General features: G+C 61.9%; 12 protein-coding genes. 7 read left to right on the forward strand and 5 right to left on the reverse strand.

Annotated features, from left to right (window positions below; translation table 11 throughout):
• Positions 1–19: 19 nt before the first annotated feature.
• The gene (locus AACV02_RS07020; RefSeq protein ID WP_106579445.1) at positions 20–2437 is read right to left on the reverse strand and encodes a glucose/quinate/shikimate family membrane-bound PQQ-dependent dehydrogenase; all 2418 of its coding nucleotides are present in this window, start codon (positions 2435–2437) and stop codon (positions 20–22) included.
• 445 nt (positions 2438–2882) lie between these two features.
• On the reverse strand, positions 2883–4901 hold the full coding sequence (locus AACV02_RS07025) for a TonB-dependent receptor (RefSeq protein ID WP_119738562.1): 2019 nt from the start codon (positions 4899–4901) through the stop codon (positions 2883–2885).
• A gap of 213 nt (positions 4902–5114) precedes the next feature.
• On the opposite strand from AACV02_RS07025, the gene AACV02_RS07030 reads away from it, so the two are divergent.
• Complete coding sequence (locus tag AACV02_RS07030) at positions 5115–5348, forward strand: VF530 family protein (RefSeq protein ID WP_048720273.1); 234 nt, start codon at positions 5115–5117, stop codon at positions 5346–5348.
• Between the two features lie 4 nt (positions 5349–5352).
• Positions 5353–5979, forward strand: a complete 627-nt coding sequence (locus AACV02_RS07035) for a Pr6Pr family membrane protein (protein WP_119738564.1) — start codon at positions 5353–5355, stop codon at positions 5977–5979.
• Positions 5980–6026: 47 nt separating this feature from the next.
• Here AACV02_RS07035 and AACV02_RS07040 read toward each other — a convergent pair whose 3' ends face one another.
• Together AACV02_RS07040 and AACV02_RS07045 are read right to left on the reverse strand one after the other, a co-directional pair.
• A complete protein-coding gene (locus AACV02_RS07040) occupies positions 6027–6794 on the reverse strand; it encodes a siderophore-interacting protein (protein WP_119738565.1) in 768 nt (255 codons plus the stop codon).
• Positions 6791–7363 (reverse strand): PadR family transcriptional regulator, encoded by a 573-nt coding sequence (locus AACV02_RS07045; protein WP_106579441.1) that lies wholly within the window; start codon positions 7361–7363, stop codon positions 6791–6793. The genes AACV02_RS07040 and AACV02_RS07045 overlap by 4 nt, the downstream gene beginning before the upstream one ends.
• Positions 7364–7842: 479 nt before the next feature.
• Here AACV02_RS07045 and AACV02_RS07050 point away from each other — a divergent pair, with 479 nt between their 5' ends.
• The 5 genes from AACV02_RS07050 to AACV02_RS07070 all read left to right on the forward strand — a co-directional run bounded on the left by AACV02_RS07050 (position 7843) and on the right by AACV02_RS07070 (position 13566).
• Positions 7843–8334 (forward strand): CS1 type fimbrial major subunit, encoded by a 492-nt coding sequence (locus tag AACV02_RS07050; protein WP_119738567.1) that lies wholly within the window; start codon positions 7843–7845, stop codon positions 8332–8334.
• A gap of 120 nt (positions 8335–8454) precedes the next feature.
• Positions 8455–10974 carry a TcfC E-set like domain-containing protein gene (locus tag AACV02_RS07055; RefSeq protein WP_119738569.1) on the forward strand — a complete coding sequence of 840 codons (2520 nt, stop codon included), beginning with the start codon at positions 8455–8457 and terminating at the stop codon, positions 10972–10974.
• A gap of 31 nt (positions 10975–11005) precedes the next feature.
• Complete coding sequence (locus AACV02_RS07060; RefSeq protein WP_119738572.1) at positions 11006–12250, forward strand: hypothetical protein; 1245 nt, start codon at positions 11006–11008, stop codon at positions 12248–12250.
• A 69-nt stretch (positions 12251–12319) separates the two neighbouring features.
• Complete coding sequence (locus tag AACV02_RS07065) at positions 12320–13078, forward strand: molecular chaperone (protein WP_119738574.1); 759 nt, start codon at positions 12320–12322, stop codon at positions 13076–13078.
• A 5-nt stretch (positions 13079–13083) separates the two neighbouring features.
• Positions 13084–13566 (forward strand): CS1 type fimbrial major subunit, encoded by a 483-nt coding sequence (locus AACV02_RS07070; protein ID WP_119740765.1) that lies wholly within the window; start codon positions 13084–13086, stop codon positions 13564–13566.
• 138 nt (positions 13567–13704) lie between these two features.
• On the opposite strand, the gene AACV02_RS07075 is transcribed toward AACV02_RS07070, so the two are convergent.
• Complete coding sequence (locus AACV02_RS07075; protein ID WP_119738576.1) at positions 13705–18720, reverse strand: dermonecrotic toxin domain-containing protein; 5016 nt, start codon at positions 18718–18720, stop codon at positions 13705–13707.
• Between the last annotated feature and the right edge of the window lie 16 nt (positions 18721–18736).

Raw genomic sequence — 18736 nt, forward strand, 5'->3', positions numbered from 1 at the left:
TTTTACCGCCGGTTAACACTTAGTCCGGCAGTTTGAACGCCATCACATAGTCACCCTGCTTGGTGCCCAGCGAGCCGTGACCGCCAGCCATGACCAGCACGTACTGCTTGCCATCCTTGCCGGTGTAGGTCATCGGTGTGGTTTGCGCGCCTGCTGGCAGGCGGCCTTCCCACAGCTGCTTGCCGTTTTTAACGTCATAGGCACGCAGGTACTGGTCGAGGGTGCCGCTGAGGAAGGACACGCCACCGGCGGTGGTGAATGTCCCGCCCAGGCTAGGCACGCCCATGGTTAGCGGGATTGGAACCGGCGAGCTGTCGCGCACGGTGCCGTTCTTGTGCATCCAGATGGTCTGGTGGTTGGTCAGGTCGACCGCCGCCACATAACCCCACGCCGGAGCCTGGCACGGCAGGCCCAGAGGCGACAGCAGCGCTTCGAGGATCACGCCGTACGGCGCGCCTTTGTTCGGCTGTACACCTTCGGTTTCGCTGACGCGTGGACCTTGCTTGGCAATGTCGGCAGCCGGGATCAGTTTCGATTTGAACGCCATGTAGCTTGGGTTCACGAAGGCAATCTGGCGAACCGGGTCGACGGAAATGCCACCCCAGTCGAACACGCCGAAGTTACCTGGGTAAACGATCGAGCCTTGCAGCGATGGCGGGGTGAACGGGCCGTCGTAGCGCATGGATTTGAAATCGATCCGGCACAGCATCTGGTCAAACGGTGTCACGCCCCACATGTCGCGTTCTTTCAACGGCGGCGGCATGAAGTTCAGGTCGGACTTCGGTTGGGTAGGGGAGGTGTGATCACCGGCCACTGCGCCTTGCGGTACAGGGATTTCGTTGATCGGTACCACAGGCTGACCGTTGGTGCGGTCCAGCACGTAGATGCTGCCTTGCTTGGTCGAAGCCATTACCGCCTGCTTGACGCCCTGTGCGGTCTTGATGTCGATCAGGCTAGGCTGGCCGCCCACGTCCATGTCCCACAGGTCGTGGTGAGTGAACTGGAAGGTCCACTTCACGTGGCCGCTGTCGATGTCTAGAGCAGTCAGGCCGGCGCTGTATTTTTCCGAATCTTCGGTACGGTCGCCGCCGTATTGGTCAGGCATCTGGTTGCCCATCGGCAGGTAGAGCATGCCGAGTTTTTCATCGACGCTGAACATGGACCACATGTTCGGCGAGTTGCGGGTGTAGGTCTTGCCCTCGGCCAACGGGGTGGTATCGTCCGGGTTGCCGCTGTCCCAGTTCCACACCAGCTTGCCGGTGTGCACGTCGAACGCGCGGATCACGCCGCTAGGCTCGTCGGTGGAAACGTTGTCGGTCACGTGACCGCCGATCACGACCAGGTTCTTGGTCACGGCCGGTGGCGAGGTGGAGTAGTAACCGCCTGGGGCGAAGCTGCCGATATTGGCACGCAGGTCGACCTGGCCTTTGTCACCGAAGTCTTCACACATTTTGCCGGTGTCGGCATCCAGGGCGATCAGACGGGTGTCGGCAGTCGGTACGAAAATGCGTTTCGGGCAGACGGCGCTGACCGGAGCAGTGCTGGCACTGCCGGTAGGGCTTTGCTCGGAAGCGTACACGGCGTCATCGTGATACGACACGCCACGGCAGGTCATGTGCGCCCAACCTTTGAAGTTCGCGGCACCTTCGGTGCTGATCTTCGGGTCGAAACGCCAGATTTCCTTGCCGGTGTCCGGGTCCAGGGCAATCACCTGGCTGTGCGGCGTGCACACGTAGAGCATGCCGTTGACTTTCAGCGGGGTGTTTTCTGCGGTGGTTTCACCGGGATCGCCCGGGCCAGGGATGTCGCCGGTGCGGAAGGTCCACGCCGGTACCAGCTTGTGGGCGTTTTCCGGGGTGATCTGCGCCAGTGGCGAGTAACGATCACCGAAGGCCGAACGACCGTAGGAGTTCCAGTCGCCATCGGCCTGGGCCGGTGCAGCGCTGGCCATGCCAGGCACGGCGTCGCGGTCGAGCTGACCGGTCTTGACCATTTCACCCGGGTTGGTGAATTGGCTGGCCAGGGCGGCAGCGCCCGCCAGCACCACGGCCACGCTCAGCGCGCCAGTGCCCAGCGGCGCAGGCTGGCCGCGCAGCAACGGACGGCGAAACCACGGCAGCAGCAAGACGATGCCCAAGGCGAACAGCAGGGCCAGGCGCGGCACCAACTGCCACCAATCCAGGCCGACTTCCCACAGTGCCCACACGGTGCTGGCGAACAGCACCAGTGCGTACAGACCCAGCGCAGCGCGGCGGGTGGCCAGCAGCAAAACGCCGGTGAGGGCGATGCCAATACCGGCCAGCAGGTAGTACAGCGACCCGCCGAGCATGCTCAGCTTGACGCCGCCGGCCAGCAAGGCCAGCCCCATGATCAGCAGCAAGATCCCCAGCAGCCTGGGCAGCAGGCGGCTTGGGCTTGAAGCACCATCAGTGCTCATAGTGTGTTTCTCCGTGACGTTGGAATTATGTAACCCCGTGCTTCACTGTAGATGACGATTCGGCGCGGGCTTGGTTCAGCGTTAATTCGGTTTTTCTGGGGATAAGAGGGTTATCCACAGGCGGGCGATTTATTCCCGTGCGCAGGTCGGTATAAGACAGCGCTGTCTCTGAAGAGGGGTAAGTTCGGCAAGGTGGGATCGACCGCAGGCATGAAACGTTTCAGTTTGTTGCGGCAAGGATAAAGCGCCTTCTCGAATTGAGAAAGACTAAATCGAGAGATGCATCATTTCAGTTCTGGTAACAGTGACAGAACGTCGCTGCAAAAATGGCTGCGCAACCCCAATTCCCAAGTTGGATTGAGAGGGTGGCGTGCTGGTTTGTCGTGGCGAGCGGGCTTGCCACAGGAAGCACTTTTGCTACAAAAAAACGATCCCAAAGGGGGCGTCAGAAAGTGGTACGCACACCAAATTGCACACTGCGCCCCGGCGCCGGTGCGATATCGCGCAGGATCGAGCTGGCATAGCGCACGGTCTGGTTGGTCAGGTTTTCGCCATTGACGAACGCCAGCCACTGACTGGCGCCGACGTTGAAGTGATAACCCGCGCTCGCGCCCAGGGTGGTGTAGCCATCGGTACCGCTCTCGTTACTCGGCACACGCCCCTGGCCTGCCGCATGTTCGACGTCGATCCGCGCCTGCCAGCGGTCCAGTTCCCACAGCAAACCGCTGTTCAAGCGCAGCGGCGCGATACGCGGCAAGGCTTCGCCGGTGTCCAGGTTGGTTGCGCGGGTGTAATCGCCTGACAGCTCCAACGCAAACTTGCCGTAGGCACTTTCGCCGAGTTTCCAGTGATCCTGGGCTTCGAAACCGGCGAAACGTGCACGCACGCCCGAGTACCTGTACTCAGGGATGCCGCCCGCGTCCTCTTCGCCGTCATCGTTCAGCGTGCGTCCGGTGCCCAGCAGCCCGATGTAATTGGAGAAGCGGCTGTAGAACACCCCGAAGCTGCCCTTGTGGGTGCCATTGTCGAAACGCAGCGCCAAGTCGCTGGACACGGCTTTTTCTTTTTTCAGGTTGGCATCGCCCAACTCATAAGTGCCGGTGGCGACGTGGGCACCGTTGGCGTCCAGCTCGTAGAAGGTCGGCGCGCGCTCGGTGTAGCCCAGGGTCGCGGCCAGCGACCAGACCGGCGTGAGCCTGTACACGGCGCCGGACGACAGGCTGCCGGCGGTGAAGTCATTGGTTTTATCCGCATTGGCGAAGCGCGCATTGCCCTTGGCGTCCGGGTCGACGCTGGTGTGTTCCAGGCGAGCGCCGAGGCTGAGTTTGAGGCGCTCGGTGGCCTGCATGTCTTCGAGGATAAACAGGGCGCCGGCGTTGGTGTCGGTCTGCGGCACGAAGGCTTCTTCGCCCAGGGCCGAGAATTCGTTGCGGGTCACTTGCGCGCCGACCACGCCATCGAATGGGCCAATTGGCTGATGGCGAGCTTCTACGCGCGCCTCGTAACCCTTGTTCTTGAACACCGTGCCGGTTTCGCCGCCTTCGATTTCGCGGTGTTCGTAGTCGGTGTAGCCCGCGTCGAGTTTCACCGAGGTGAACGGGCCCTGCAGGTTGCGGATTTCGGAGGCGAAGGCGTAGTGATCCTGCTTCATGCGGATGCGCACGTCCCGCTCGGCGGGTGAGCCGTAGTTTGCATCGTAGTTGCTGTAGGACAGGCCGGCGTAGCCGTCGTCCCAGGTGTAGGAACCACCCACCGCGCCACCGTCCTGGCGCCCGTCGCTGTTGCCCAGGCGGCCATTTTTGCCGGGGCCATCTTCGGTGTCCGGGGCGTGGCGGCTGCGCGCAAAACCGGGGATTTTCAGGTCGTTGAATTCCCGCGCGTTCGCGTCCAGGTGCAAGGCGAAGGAGCCGTTGCCGGCCTCCAGTTTGCCGGCGCTGCTGCGGGTGGTGTCGGCGCCGCCGTAGCGCAATTCACCGGCACCGTGGATGCCTTCGATGGCTTCGGTGGGGATGCGGTTGTCGAAGGTATTGACCACGCCGCCAATGGCGCTGCCGCCGTACAGCAGGGCGGCCGGGCCGCGCACGATTTCAATGCGCTCGACGTTGACCGGGTCCAGCGGCACGGCGTGGTCGTAGGACAGTGAAGAGGCATCCAGCGCGCCCACGCCGTTGCGCAGGATACGAATGCGGTCGCCATCCTGGCCCCGAATGATCGGCCGGCTGGCGCCCGGGCCGAAGTAGGATGAGGACACGCCCGGTTGCTTGTTCAGGGTTTCGCCGAGACTGCCTTTTTGTTGCAGGGTCAGGTCATCACCTTCCAGCACTGTGGTCGGTGAAGCGAGCTGTTCGCTGCCCAATGGATTGCCGGTGATGACTTGGGGTTGCAGTTCCAGGGCGTGGGCTTCGGAGCAGATCAGCGCAGCGGCGGCAAGTGGGGTCAAGCGCCAGAGAGAAGAGAGGGACATCGAACATTCCTTGGCAAAACGGCACAAAAAAGAGAAGGCTGAAACGGTATCGGGTCAGTTACTTTTGATATTTATCGTTACAATATAACATCTCTTTTTTCGCTGAAAAGGGGAACTTTTCTCCAGGGTCTATATTCAATGCAGTGCTTCCACCTGTACGCCCCGTCGGCTAAGGTGCGCGGCTGTGTTTCCTCTTAGTGCAAAAGGCCCGGCATGACCGCGACAAGCAACGACCCGCTCCACGGTGTGACCCTGCAACACGTCCTCACCACCCTGGTGGAACACTACGAATGGGCAGGCCTGGCCGAACGCATTGATGTGCGCTGCTTCAAGAGCGATCCGAGCATCAAGTCGAGCCTGACGTTCCTGCGCAAAACCCCATGGGCGCGGGAGAAAGTCGAAGGGTTGTACGTGAAGCTGATGCGTACCAAACGCCCACTGGACTGAGCCCATGAAGCGTTTCATCGCAGCTGCGGCACTGGCCGGCTGGGTAGGGTTGGCGATTCAGCAATACCTGATTTTCTATTCGCGCTGGACCGCGGGCGCCAGCCTGCTGGGCGGGTTGATCAACTTTTTCAGTTTCTTCACGGTGCTGACCAACACGTTGGTGGTGGTGGTGCTCAGCTATGCGCTGGTCAGTCGGGATTCAGCCACCAAGCGGTTTTTTCTGGCGCCCAGGGTCAGTAGCGCGATTGCTGCGAGCATCGTCGTGGTGAGCCTGGCGTACAGCTTGCTGCTGCGGCATTTGTGGAGCCCCACAGGCTTTCAGTTCGTCGCCGATGAATTGCTGCACGACGTCATGCCGGTGCTGTTTGTGATTTATTGGTGGCGGTGTGTGCCCAAGGGCACGTTGCGTTTCAACCACATCGGCGCCTGGGTGATCTACCCGTTGGTGTACTTCGGCTATGTGCTGCTGCGCGGGCATTTGCTCGGGCAGTATCAGTACCCGTTCATTGATGTGGACACGCTCGGTTATCCACAAGTGTTTGTGAATGCCGGGGGGATTCTGGCGGGGTTTATCGGGATTTCATTGGCAGTGGTGGGGCTGGATAAATGCTTAAAGCCGCCGCGAACCTAAGGGTGGGAGCGGGCAAGTCCGCTCCCACCGTTTCGACCTCGATCGGCTTACTCTTCTTCGCTGCCGTCTGCACGCCAGTAACCCACAGCCTTGAGAAACGCTTCATTGACCTGATGCGTGTCCAGCAGCACGCGGCGCACTTGGCGCGACAGCTTGGTTTCCGTCGCCACGAAGCTGTACAGCGAGCCGCTCGGCAGCGTCAGTGTGCGAACGGTCTGTAGCAGGTCGTCCTGGCCGCGTATTACCCAGATCACGTGCACATCGGCGGCACTGTTCAGCACTTGCTGTTCTGCGGCATTGGCGATTTCAATCACTGCCAGCACCTTGCGGCCCGCCGGTAATTCTTCCAGGCGCCGTGCGATGGCGGGCAGGGCGGTTTCATCGCCGATCAACAGGTAACTGTCGAACATATCCGGCACGATCATCGAACCGCGTGGCCCACCGATGTACAGGTGTTGGCCAACCTGCACCTGCTCGGCCCAGGTAGAGGCAGGGCCATCGCCGTGCAGCACGAAGTCGATGTCCAGTTCACCGGTGTTCAGGTCGAAACGCCGTGGCGTGTAGTCGCGCATGGCCGGTTGTGGGCCCTCGCCCTTGATGCTGAAGTTCGGGCTTTCCAGCGCGGCCTGTTCGGCGGCGTTCTGCGGGAACAGCAGCTTGATGTGGTCGTCGCTGCCCAGGCTGATAAAACCTGCCAGCTCGGGCCCACCCAGAGTGATGCGGCGCATGCGCGGGGTGATGTCGGTCACGCGCAGCACTTCCAGGCGGCGGCGCTTGATCTCGTGGGTGACGCGGTGGATGGCTTGCGTATTCATTGAGCTTTTCCCTGGACTGGTTGAACGGCCGGGCCGTCGACAATGGCTTGAGCGGTGCTGTTGAGCAGCGCCGCGACACGCGCGATTTCTTCCGGGCTCCAGCGCCCGTGGTGCAGCTGCAAGGCATGGCGCAGGTTGTGCACCGCCTCGTGGATTTCGGGCGGGCGATCATGGCCGCGCAGCGAGCGTTTGCTGACGTCGATGCGCATGCGCACGCCTTCCAGGGCAATCGCCTGCTCACTTAAGGAAAGACGACCAGCGTCGGTAATTGTGTAGCGTTTTTTTCCACCTTCGGTATCGCCGGTCACCAATTCGCTTTCTTCAAGAAAGGTCAGGGTCGGGTAGATCACGCCGGGGCTGGGGCTGTAAGCGCCGTCGAACAGGCCTTCGATCTGACGGATAAGGTCGTAGCCGTGGCAGGGCTGTTCGCCGATCAAGGCCAGCAGCAGCAATTTCAGGTCGCCAGGGGCAAACACGCGTGGACCACGACCACCGCGTTCGCGGCCGGGGCGTTTTTCAAAACCGTCACGGCCATCACCGTGGTCGCGTTGGTGGGGATGCTCTCTCATTTTCGCTTTCTCCGCTTTGGTTAAGATACAACGTAAGATATATCTTTGATCGGCGAAAGACTGAGGCGACCAACGGTCGGTGGCCAGCGGTCTGGTCTTTTCAAGACAGCGGCCAGAGGTGTGAATGACAGGTAGAGTTAATGCTCAACTTTTTAAGTGTCGATGTTTATCCACAACATGACTGTTGTGGTACTGTTCTGACGGACTTTTATTCCACAGTTAAGTTGCGAATATAGACGTGTAGTCCTGTTCTTACGGATCAATTAAAAGTTTTGGCAATGTGCCATCTTTTTCCCTCAAACATTATTAATTAAAGCCACAGGCGTATAAGAAATGGCGGGCATCCTGGTTATTTGAATTGCGTGATCATTACGGTGCTTTTCAAACACTGATAAGCGCGTAATGCCCTTCGCACGTTGTGCCGTGTCTGGTGTTCAACGTTCAGCGATATATCTCAATGCAAATAACAGGTGTCGACTATGTTCAAGAAGTTCGCAATCGCTGCCCCTTTGGCTGCCATGGCGCTGTCCTCCATGGCGTTCGCGGCCGGTGAGGCCAATCACACTGTCAATATCAAGGCGAGCATCCCGACCACCGTGTTCCATGTGCAGCCGCGCGACCCTAACTGGGGCCGTGACGAGGCCATGGCCTATAACCTGGCCAATGGCGAGTTGGCGCCGTTGTCTGCGGTCTACGACATGCGCAACACCAACGGGTCTATTCACGCTTATATCGATGGCGGCCCGGCAGTGCTGTTCAACGGTGATGCCACGCAAAACATTCCACTGACCGCCACCTTGAATGGTGTGGTGCTCAGTGGCACGCCTCAGGAAGTTGTCAACGAAGCTGACGCCACGCCGGGCCTGGGCGCCGTACTGCGTATCGACGCCGCCAAACCTTCGGCGACTCAGCGTGGCAACTACACCAGTGTCATGCCGCTGGTATTTGACGCGGTGCTGCCAGCTCTTTGATGGCAATGAGTGCCCCTTGAGCCTCGTGCTCGTGGGCATCGCGTCAGCAGGCCGGCTGGTTGTTCAGGGGCCGCCGGCCTGATTTTCATTCTTGTCATTTGGCATTCAGAGTATGTGTTCATGTTCCCGATGACTCCCATCGCGGCGGCGCTTGCGCTTTTTTTTTGTGTGGGTGCCCTGGCGGCGCCGAATTCCGGTGTTGAGAACCCTGGCAGTCTGATCGCTCAGGCCCAAGGCCTGCCCACCGGGTTCAGTGATCACTTCTTCGATGTACCGCTGGCCGTGCGGGTCGACCTTGACCAGCAGTTGCTCGGCGAAGCGTTAATCGTGTTGTCCCGGGATGACCGCGTCACCCTGCTCGAATTTACCGACGTGGGCGACAGCAAAGTCCCACTGGCGACCCGCGACACCTGGCAGGCCATCCTTGAAAAAGGTGTGGCGCTGGGCGCATGTAGCCAGGCGTGCCCCGCGCAGATGCTGTCTACCCACTACAGCCTCGAGAGCTCGCAGCTTTCGATCATCACGCAAAACGTCGAACACGCCGACGACGCCCCGCGCTACTACGCGCAGCCGGAAGGCGGCAGCCGTGGCTTGATTGTCAACAATCAACTGAACCTCAATGGCGGCCAGGACGAAGACCTGGGCGGGCGTTACGGCTTGCAAGCGAGCGCCAGCCTGGGCAATTGGAGCCAGGTGTTCAACCTGCAACTGGCTCGCCAGAGTGGCGACGAAGAACACCTGCGCCACGCGATCCACGAGCTGTATACCCAGCGCGAGCTCGAAGGACGTTTTCTGCGCCTGGGCCATTTCACGCCCAATTCCGATGGCCTGACTCGACAGCTGCGCAGTTTTGGCGCCAGCCCCGACACGGCCCTGGGCGTGATGTACGGCAGCTCCGACACGCTGGCGATCAACAATGCCAAGGCCAGCGTCTATCCGATCTACGTCACGGCCAATCGTCAGGCGTCCGTGGAGATCTACCGCAATGGCCTGCTGCTCAACAGCCAGTCAGTGGCGGCCGGCCTGCAGACGCTCGACACCCGCCCACTGCCCGGCGGTATCTATGAGGTGCAAGTACGCCTGGTGGAAGACGGCGTGACTGTCAGTACTTCCCAGGAACTGGTGTACAAACCGAGCAACTGGCGCAATGCCGACGACCGCTGGCGCTACAACGTGTTTGCCGGCAGGGAAACCAAATTATTCAGCAACTGGGACGACCAGGCCTCCGGCGCCATCACCACCGGCGCCTCCGTCAACTACCTGTTGCACCCTCGGGTGATTCTTGGGTTGTCGGCACGTGAAGTGCGTGAGCAATTGCAATACGGCGGTTCGGTGGACTGGACCGTCGCCAACAACACCAGCGTTTACGCCAACGTGTATGAGACTCAGGAACACGGCACCGGGATGGACCTGCAGGCGCTTTACACCCTGGGCACCACCAACCTGGTGTTCAGCCACAACCGCAGCTGGCTCGACACCCGCGACACCTACGACACGCTGCCCGACGGCACGCGGTTGCGGCGCAACACCTTTGTCGGCGAAACCAGCAACACCGCGTTGTCGGTCAACCACCGCGTCGATGCGCTCAACTCCTGGAATGTGCGCCTGTCCCACAGCCAGGGCAATGTCGAAGGCGCCGGCCTGGACCTGGGCTGGAACCGGCGCAGTACCTTGATGGGCAGCGACGCCAACTGGCGCTTCTCGGCGTTCGACCGACCGGGCACCAACGGCACTGACGATCAGCGCAACCGTGGCATCGACGTGACGTTGAGCCTGGCGCTGGGCACCGATGGTCGCCAAGTCTCAGGCAGTGTCGGTACTCGCACGGCGCGTGATGGCGGCCGTGACAACAATGCCTCGATCACCTTGCGCCAGGACCTCACCGACCACCTGCTGCAAAGCGTCTCGGCCACTGCCATCACCGACACTTATGGCGTTGGCCTGTCGAGCACGGCCAGCTTCAGTACCGACACGGTCAGCGGCGACGGCTTCCTGCAGCGCAGCTCGTTCAACAATAAATTCACCGGCGGCCTGAACCTCAACAGCACGTTCGTGGCCGGCGCCGACAAGGCGCTGCTCACCAGCCAGTACCACGGCACGGGCGCGGGCATGATCATCGATGTCGAGACAGACCTCGACGCCATCACCCTGCGCGCCGATGACGTCAGTGGCGGTGGCGCGGTATTGCGCCCCGGTCGCAATTTTGTGCCGCTGGCCGCCTACAAAAGCAGCAGCGTCAACTTCGATTTCGACGGCAATCATCCGCCCGCCGCCAACATCCAACCGGCGCGCACTACGTATCACTTGAACAAGGGCGGGGTGGACTACCGCAAGGTCACCGTGCTGAAAACCGTGTCGGTGCTGGGGCGTCTGCTCGATGCCCAGGGTCGGCCGCTCAAGGGGCATCACGTGATCAACCACGCCAGCCGTGGGGTCAGCGAGGTGGACGGATTCTTCTCGATGGAAATGAGCGCCAGCTCGCCCACCCTGCAAGTGCGCTACCAGAACCAGTTGCTCTGCCAGTTCCGCCTCGACCCGGCCAACGCCCCGAACGAAAACGACGTGCTGATGATCGGCGACCTGCGTTGCACCCCCGACACGCTGGCCGATGCCAACTTCAGCGTGGAAACCGCCGGCTGATGACTGCCCGCACCTTTGAACCGGAGAATGTATGAAGTCAGTCGCTGCAACCAGAAGCGCCTTGGGGCCGTGCCGTGCGCTGGCCCTGATCATGGGTTTGTTCAGCACACCAGCGCAGGCGTTTGTCGAAGAGATCACCGCCGTGTTCCGTCCCGACCCGGGCAACCCGATGGTCAACAAATTCGAGAACACCACGCCGGAAAGCGGGATTTGCCCCGGGCATATTCCCGCGCGGTGCAAGGCGATGAATATTTTCACCATTCGCAGGCCCTTCTCGGCGGCGTCAAGCGAGCCCGTGCTGGCTTATGCCGAGCCGCGCAAAGGCGCTTATTTCAAAGTGCCCTCGGCCTGGCGAGACCTTCAGGTCACCCACCAGGCCACCGGTGAAACCGAGACGGTCCAGATGCGTATAGCCGGTGTGGGCGCGCGCTGGGATGTCACCTACCCACCGGGAGTCAGTGGCTGGGCGACGACCAGCATGCCTCAGTGGTCGTACTACTGGCAGCATGCGCCAGCGCCTTGCCAGGGCGTGAATTACCTGGCGGCCTCGCCGTCCTTTGCGTTGTTTTTCTGGATCGTCCCCGAGAATGCCGGTGCCTGCAGTGTGACGGCCGGCACTGACATACCCTGGATGTACTACAGCAATTTTGAATACGCCTACGAACTCAGGACCCCGAACCCGCTCACCATGAGGGCCGGTGATTACGCCGGCAGCCTCACCTACACCTTCGGGCCAGGTGGGGATTTCGACATCGGCGATGTGATGCAAACCAGCGACACCGTCGCCACCTTCAACTTCCAGCTGACCGTGGAGCACGCGCTCAAGGTCGATATCCCGCCCGGTGGCAACCGCGTCGAGCTGATCCCCCAGGGCGGCTGGCAAGCCTGGCTTAACCAGGGGCGGGCACCGGCGCGTTTGTACCGTGACCAGACGTTCCGCATCGCCACCAGTTCGCGTTTCAACATGCAGCTCGAATGCTCGATCGTCATGGGCAACACCTGCGGGCTGCGCAATGCCGAGGGCGATGAAGTGCCGCTGCAGGTCGCGGTGACCTTGCCCAGCGGCCTGGTCGATCAGTACGCACAAACGGTGAACAAACTGGCGCTGCGTCTGGATGGCGTCGGCAGTGAGCTGTTTCAGCCGTTGCATTACATCAACGACCGGCCCGGCACCCTGCACTTCGAGGTGCAGCGAGACGACATGAGCGAAATGCTCAAGCGGCCCGGGAGTACCTATTCGGGCGTGGTGACCGTGGTCTGGGATTCGCAGGTCTAGACGGCCATCCGCATTCCCGGCCCGTGGGTATCGCGCGGGCCGTGTTCAATTATCGAGGCGTAATCAAACATGAAACAGGCAGTGTTATGGATCGGGTTGTTCCTTTGTGCCCTCGGTGCCCAAGCGGCCCCGGCGATCAACGTCGGCGTGGTGTATGACTACCTCGAGCAGGATCGCAGTTCCTATCTCAAGCGCGTGTCCAACACCGGCACGAGCACGGCGTTCATCCGCGTCGACGTGCTGGAGATCGTCTACAACGCCGATGGCACCCATCGCGAGGTGCCGGTTGCATCGCTCACCGACGGCGATGGCAATGCCACCCGACGCGACGGCCTGATGGCGAGCCCGGCGCGGCTGATCGTTCCGGCCAACGGGCGCCAGGGCACGCGCCTGTTGTACATGGGGGCAAGGGACAAGGAGCGTTATTTCCGTGTGCGCTTTATTCCCGTAGTGCCGGAGAAGGACGATAACTTCGCTATCACCGACGAAGAACGGGCCGACTACAAGGACAGCCTCGCGGCCGGAATCAACGTCATGGCGGGTTACGGCACGGTGTTTTTCGTGCGACCCAAAGCCACGCGTTTCGATACGCAGATCAACCAGACAGCCAACCAATACCAGCTGCGTAACAACGGCAACAGCGTGGTGGTGCTGGATGAGTTTCGTGACTGTTCGCTCACCGCAAAAAGCGACTGCCTGCCAACCACCAAGCATCACATCCTGCCGGGGCGCCAGCTGGTGTTCGAGAAAAAAACCGACCGCACCTACGGCTTTCAGCTGATTGAAGGGCAGAACAAAAAACCGGTCACAGTCAACAGCAACGGGTGATGACGATGGTCAAGCAACTGACAAGGTTGGCGCTGTTTGCAGTGCTGGTATTGGTGGCCGCCCAGGCCTGGGCGATTGAGTCCCGTCACGCGTTTGATGTGTCGGTGACGATACCTGTGCACGATGCCTACGTGCTGCCTTCCGAGCCCGATTGGATGGGGCATGATCAAGTGCTCGCCTGGAACCTGGTGACCGCTGAGCTGAGCCGCCTGCGCAAGAATTTTGATGTTAAAAACCTTACCGGCGCAGTGGCTGCGCGGCTGGGGGCCGAGCCCTATCTGTTCAGCGGTCGCCAGCGGATTGATCTGCAAGTGCTGTTCAACAAGGTGCCGCTGACCCTGGAGAGTACCGAAGTGGTCAACGCCGCCGAGGCGCGCGTGGGGCGGCGCGCGGAGTTGGAAATCGCCGCGATCAAGCCCGTCGACGGGTACGTGGCCGGGGACTACTACGGCACGGTGCAGATCGTGTTCGACTTCCTGGCACCTTGAGCTGAGCGTGCACCGCTCACGGGTGACCGCCGCTTGCCGAGAGACAGGCATTCGCTTGCTGGTTTTATCGAGCCACCGACCCGTTTCAAGCGCTGGGGCGGTGGCGAGAAAAACCTCTTCGCGCCGCCGCCACCTTTCTCATCGGGAACGGTTGCGGCGCCCCGTCGCCTCGTTGAGCGCCCGGCGCGTCAGACGGCGCATCCATTCCTGTTCGTTGTAGCCCAGGTCGTTGAGCAGGCGGTTGTAGTGCGCGTCGTCCAAGGGGTCGTCGGTGAACACCACGCTTTCGGGCACCTGCACCGCCTCGGCCAAGTGCTTGAGCGATGCGCGCAGGCGCTCGCGTTCGGGCTCCGGCAACGCCTGGGCATTGGCCCATTGCGCCTGCGCTGTTTGCAGATCATCCAGCGCCAGGAAGCGCTCGCCGTACTCACGCTCGTTGTCACGGTACTGGCTGTCGTAAGTGTCACGCAGGTGCTGTTCCCACCAGGGTTCGAGCAGCATCTGGTTGACCAGTCCGTCGCCTTCATCCAGCGCCAGCACCGCGCTGTAGGCTTGCTCGATCTGGACGGCGCTGACCGCCGCGTTGACCCGGTAAAGCATGTGATCATTCAGCCAGGGCAGGTCAAGACGGCTGGCGAGGGCGGTTTGGTAGGCCAGGTGAATGTCCACCTCATCAACCTCGCCGGGCACCCCGTCGCGCACTTGCGATCTGAACCGCTGCCCAAGCCCGCCCTCGGCCACCGGGCGCAGGCGTCGGGCGATTTCCTGGCCCACGGCCTTCGCCAGTTGTTTGAGGTGGGCGCTGCCTTTGGCCAGCGTGACGAGGCAGCTTTCCAGCTCGGCGGCGGTTGCGGTATCTCGGCGGATCTCGCTGACCATGACCTCGATCCCCATTTCATTGAAAATCTGCGCCCCGGCATCCGGGCACAGGCCGGGAAAACTGGCCATCTTGAACAGGCGCTCACGCAGCTCGGTATCGTCATAGGCCGCCCACAGCAAGCGCCATACCTGCTGGGTCAGCAGTGGGCGGTTGACGGTGTAGCGTTGGCGGTCGGCGTCAGTTTCAAAAATGCCCTCGATCTCCAGCGCTTCAATGACTTCAAAAAAGCCCTGGGAACCCTGTTCCTGCTCCACCGCTTGCCACAGGGCTTGAGCGTCCTGAAGGTCGGCGCCTTGCAGGCCCTGCATCCAGAACGCGTTGTGCCCAAGCGGCTCATACGTGCGGTTGGGATCAAGGCCTGCGGCCACGCGCAAATCTTCATAGCGCAGGCGTTGCTCGTCCCTCAGGGTGCGCCGATCCAGGCGTGCGCGGGCCACCACTCTGCCCTGCGCGGAACCGGCTGCGACCTCGGGCAGGCGGTTGATCCGGGTGCCGCGCAGGTCGAGTACAAAGGCGTCATTGCGCGGGTGTGCGAACAACCCTTCGGGCCAGGTAGCCAGGTGCGTGCCGCTCAGGTAAAGCAGGCGCAACCCGGGCATATGGCTGATGTCGGGCGCCAGCGTCAACGGGTTGTTGCTCAAGTCGAGGCTCTTCAGGCGCCGCAGTTTTTTTAACCGCGCCACGTCCTCCGTCGTCAGTGCAAGTCTGTTGCCTGCCAGTTTTAACGCCTTGAGAAAACGCATCTGTTCCAGCGCCTGAGGCACCTGCGTGAGGCGATTGTCAGCCAGGTTGAGGCCACGCAAGGAAGGGAAGTGCTTGAGGAAGTCACTGTGGCGCTCGCCGAAGCCGCACTGGCTGGCGTCCAGAAATGTCACGTGCTCGAAACTGGCGCTCAGCGTGGGGAGCCTGGGCGGCAGGCGCAAGCCCTTGAAGTTGAGTGCGGCGCCTTGCTGGACAGCGCCGCGGCCGTCCGTGTATTCAGCAAACCGGTCACCCCAGCAGCGCATGATCAGATGGGCCAGGTGCTTTCTGGACACCCGTACTTCGTGATTATCGGCGGCGTCGGTGATGCCGAGGATGACGGAGTTCTGCCAGTTCATCAGGTCCACATGCAGTTGCTGTTTTTCCACCACCAGCGTGTTCAGGGTAGTGCGCAGTTGTGCCTGGGGAATCTCCTGCAGAAATCGGTTCATGCGCGCTTCGCTCAAGCCTGGGAACAACAGTTGCAGGGTTTGCCGGGCGTGCTCGGTGTGGGTTCGCGCGGGTGACGCGGAGCAGCGGCTGGCCGCCGGCCCACCCAGCAGGCGGCTGGTTTCGCGGCCCTGGACCATCGGCACGGGCGGTTGCGCGAGGACTTTGCGGCGCTCGGCCATGGACGCCACGCGCTGTTTGAGCCATTGCTTGAGCGTTGCACCTTCGCCCGTTTGCATACCCAATGCGTCGCGCCGGTCAGCGGGCAGGGCTTGCAGGATCGCCTCGTAAAGGTCGATGAGCGCTGACGGCCGTGAAGTCGTCGGGTCGAGTACCGCATAACCGCGCGCCTTGCGAATCAGCACGCGTGTGGTCTCGGCTGTCGCCGGCCCGGCCTCACACAGCACGCGACCGGTTACCGCCTGTTCGCGGATTTCGATGCGCAACCGAGCAAATGTGTCGCTGTGAACCTTCAAGGTGTTGAGCACCAGTCTCTCGGTCGGGGTCGGCAGCGGCGAAGGCCAGTCAAACCCCTGAAAGGCCAGCACCGATTGGTTGGCAAACCCCAATTCACGCGCCTGGTTATGCAGGCGCAGCGGCAGTTGTCGTTGGGCGAGCGCCTGGCGTTCTTCGCCGGTGGCGCTGCCGAGCAGGGCAATGGCGGCGTTGGAGTCCAGGTACTCGAACGGCTTGCGCAGGGTTGCAAGGCTGGGCTTGTCGGTGATTTCCCGGGTCTTGTAGACCTTGTCGGCAATCTCGGGGGCGTTGCTGAGAACCCGGTCGGCCAATTGATCGCGCAGGGTGGTGAGCCGAAGGTCCTTGGGGACATCGCCGTTGAGCATGTTGCGTAGCGCGGCGTCGTCGAGAAAAGCCAGTACCTGTTCAGGCAGGGTCCCGGACAGCGTCTGAGACAGGCTCAAGGTCAGCGTCCTGGCCTGGGTCGCGTTGACGTTGCCGAAGGTGAGCGCCGGTCCGGACAGATCATCATTGAGGCACACCTTCAGGGCGTGGTCCTGTGGCCAGCCGGGCAACTCGGTGATGAGCTGTGGGAACCAATCCGATGACGGCCCGTTTGGCAGCGGCGCGCCTGTACGAACCTTACGGCTGATGGCTTCGGGATAGCGCTGGGCTTCAAGGCGGCCAAGGCTGGCGGCCAACAGCGGCGGCAGCGGCTGGTTGTAGAGGTGCATCGCGCGCAGCACGTCCTCATCGGTGCCGCTGGCGATGCGCAAGTCGGCCAGTTGCTGGTCGCTGAAGTCTTGTACGCGCGGGCCAATTCGGCGCATCAGGGTCTGGCTGTCCCAGCGTTGCGGCTGTTCGCCCTCGTGCAAAAACGCGCCGTCGGCATTGAACCTCACCCAGGGCTGATACGCCTGTTCACGCGTCGGGTGCACCACGCGGTGCTCGTCGGCCCTGGCATCGTGGCGCACGTGATAATGCCGGTCCTCCAGCGGCAACAGGGTGTTGTCCGTGGGCCCCTGGGTGCTGGATTGGGCGTAGGGTGCAAGGTCCGGGTTCCACAGTTTGAGCGTGCCGTCAGCCTGTTGCACCGGGTGCAGGCCTTCGACGAACGCCGACAGTTTGAGGCGCGCGACCTCGCCGATTTTTCCCGCACCGGCAAACAAGGCGAGCTGAATCAGGTTTTCAGCCACTCCCAACACATGCTCGCCAGCCTCCTGTGCATTGCCCTGGGCCCAATCGAGGAGGCCTTCGAACACGTCGTCGCACAGCTGATAGGCGCTGTAGGCCAGCATCAATTGGCCCACCACCGGCACAAAAGGAGTGACCACCAGCAAGGCCGCATTGAGGATGTCCGAGAGTATCTGCTCGAGGTTGTCCCACCAGGCCCAGCGGGCCAGCCGGTCGACGTAGGCCGTGGATACCGCCAGCTCCCGGGCGTCGTTGACGATCTTGTTGAGCTTGACCCGGTGCAGGTAGTTCCACGGGTCGTCTCGCGCCGGGTCGGCGGCGCGGTTGGGGTAATCCCGGTCAATGTCCAACAGGCGCAATGGCAGGTGTGCACGCGACTGCAACCGCGAGAAAAACACGCCGCGCTCGGCGTGCGCCACAAATTGACTGAAAAACGCCTGATACGCCGGGCCGCTGTGCAATTGACGCGTCAGCTCTTCGACGAAGGCAATCGGCGAAGGGTACTGCTTGAGCGGATGCTCGGGGTCCTGGGGCACCCAGGCAATCAGCCGTCCACGGGCGGAGCCCTGCTCTGCAGGCGTGGCGAACAGCACAATCCCGCTCAGTTGGCAGCCTGCCAGGCTCAGGGTATGACACTTCAAGGTGTGGCCATCGAGTGACAGGCCGAGCGGCGTGGCGATGAACCTCAGCAACGCGTGATGGGCGTCGTTTGCCAGGTGACCGCTGTGCAGGCCCAGATGGGCACTGCTGCGCAAATCCGCCTTGAGCTGGCTGACCACTTCGTCGCGCACGGTGCGGGCCAGCGCCGGCTGATCGAACCCCAGCGCGGCTTGAAGGCGGACCTGGTAAAGGCCGCCGATGTCCAGGGATCGACACACGGCCTTGAAGCGCTGCGCCGTGAGTAGCGGCCCACCGGGCCGGCCCCGTATCGACAGGCTGTCGCGCTGCCCACGGGCGTCTTCCGGGCCCAGGAAGGCGTGGTCGACGAAGGTGTCGCCGGCGGCGAAGTTATGCAGGGCCATGTCCAGCAACGACAGGGTTTTGCTCTGTACGCCTCGGCTGACGTCAATCACCCACCAGGCATTGGAGGCGTCTACGTACACCCGCAGCCAGGTGTTGCGCACATCGACTTCGCCGTAGTGCGTGAACAGCGCTTGCTTGAGCAGCGGCTCGGCAAAGGCGCGCAAGTCGTTGAGCGGGCCGAGGCGTTTGTCCAGCGGCGCCTGGGCGTGCCAATGGTCAGCCACGGCGCGCTTGAGTGACACGTGCTGCGCCGGCGAGGTATCGGGGTAAGGCGCAGCAGATGGAAGACCCTGGCGTTTGAGCGCGCCAATTCGCGCCGCTGTGGTGCCCTTTACCCAAGCGGGCAATGCGTTCTGGATCAACTCGAAATGACGGCCCTGGAACGGCAGGGCGCAGGAATCGGTAGGCATGGTGTGAACCTGAACA

The sequence above is a fragment of the Pseudomonas sp. Larv2_ips genome, assembly GCF_963879675.1.
Taxonomy (GTDB): Bacteria; Pseudomonadota; Gammaproteobacteria; order Pseudomonadales; family Pseudomonadaceae; genus Aquipseudomonas.

Excerpts from the sequence above, each read along its gene's own strand:
- AACV02_RS07020 (WP_106579445.1), bottom strand. The coding sequence starts at position 2,437 with ATGAGCACTGATGGTGCTTCAAGCCCAAGCCGCCTGCTGCCCAGGCTG.
- AACV02_RS07025 (WP_119738562.1), bottom strand. The coding sequence starts at position 4,901 with ATGTCCCTCTCTTCTCTCTGGCGCTTGACCCCACTTGCCGCCGCTGCG.
- AACV02_RS07030 (WP_048720273.1), top strand. The coding sequence starts at position 5,115 with ATGACCGCGACAAGCAACGACCCGCTCCACGGTGTGACCCTGCAACAC.
- AACV02_RS07035 (WP_119738564.1), top strand. The coding sequence starts at position 5,353 with ATGAAGCGTTTCATCGCAGCTGCGGCACTGGCCGGCTGGGTAGGGTTG.
- AACV02_RS07040 (WP_119738565.1), bottom strand. The coding sequence starts at position 6,794 with ATGAATACGCAAGCCATCCACCGCGTCACCCACGAGATCAAGCGCCGC.
- AACV02_RS07045 (WP_106579441.1), bottom strand. The coding sequence starts at position 7,363 with ATGAGAGAGCATCCCCACCAACGCGACCACGGTGATGGCCGTGACGGT.
- AACV02_RS07050 (WP_119738567.1), top strand. The coding sequence starts at position 7,843 with ATGTTCAAGAAGTTCGCAATCGCTGCCCCTTTGGCTGCCATGGCGCTG.
- AACV02_RS07055 (WP_119738569.1), top strand. The coding sequence starts at position 8,455 with ATGTTCCCGATGACTCCCATCGCGGCGGCGCTTGCGCTTTTTTTTTGT.
- AACV02_RS07060 (WP_119738572.1), top strand. The coding sequence starts at position 11,006 with ATGAAGTCAGTCGCTGCAACCAGAAGCGCCTTGGGGCCGTGCCGTGCG.
- AACV02_RS07065 (WP_119738574.1), top strand. The coding sequence starts at position 12,320 with ATGAAACAGGCAGTGTTATGGATCGGGTTGTTCCTTTGTGCCCTCGGT.
- AACV02_RS07070 (WP_119740765.1), top strand. The coding sequence starts at position 13,084 with ATGGTCAAGCAACTGACAAGGTTGGCGCTGTTTGCAGTGCTGGTATTG.
- AACV02_RS07075 (WP_119738576.1), bottom strand. The coding sequence starts at position 18,720 with ATGCCTACCGATTCCTGCGCCCTGCCGTTCCAGGGCCGTCATTTCGAG.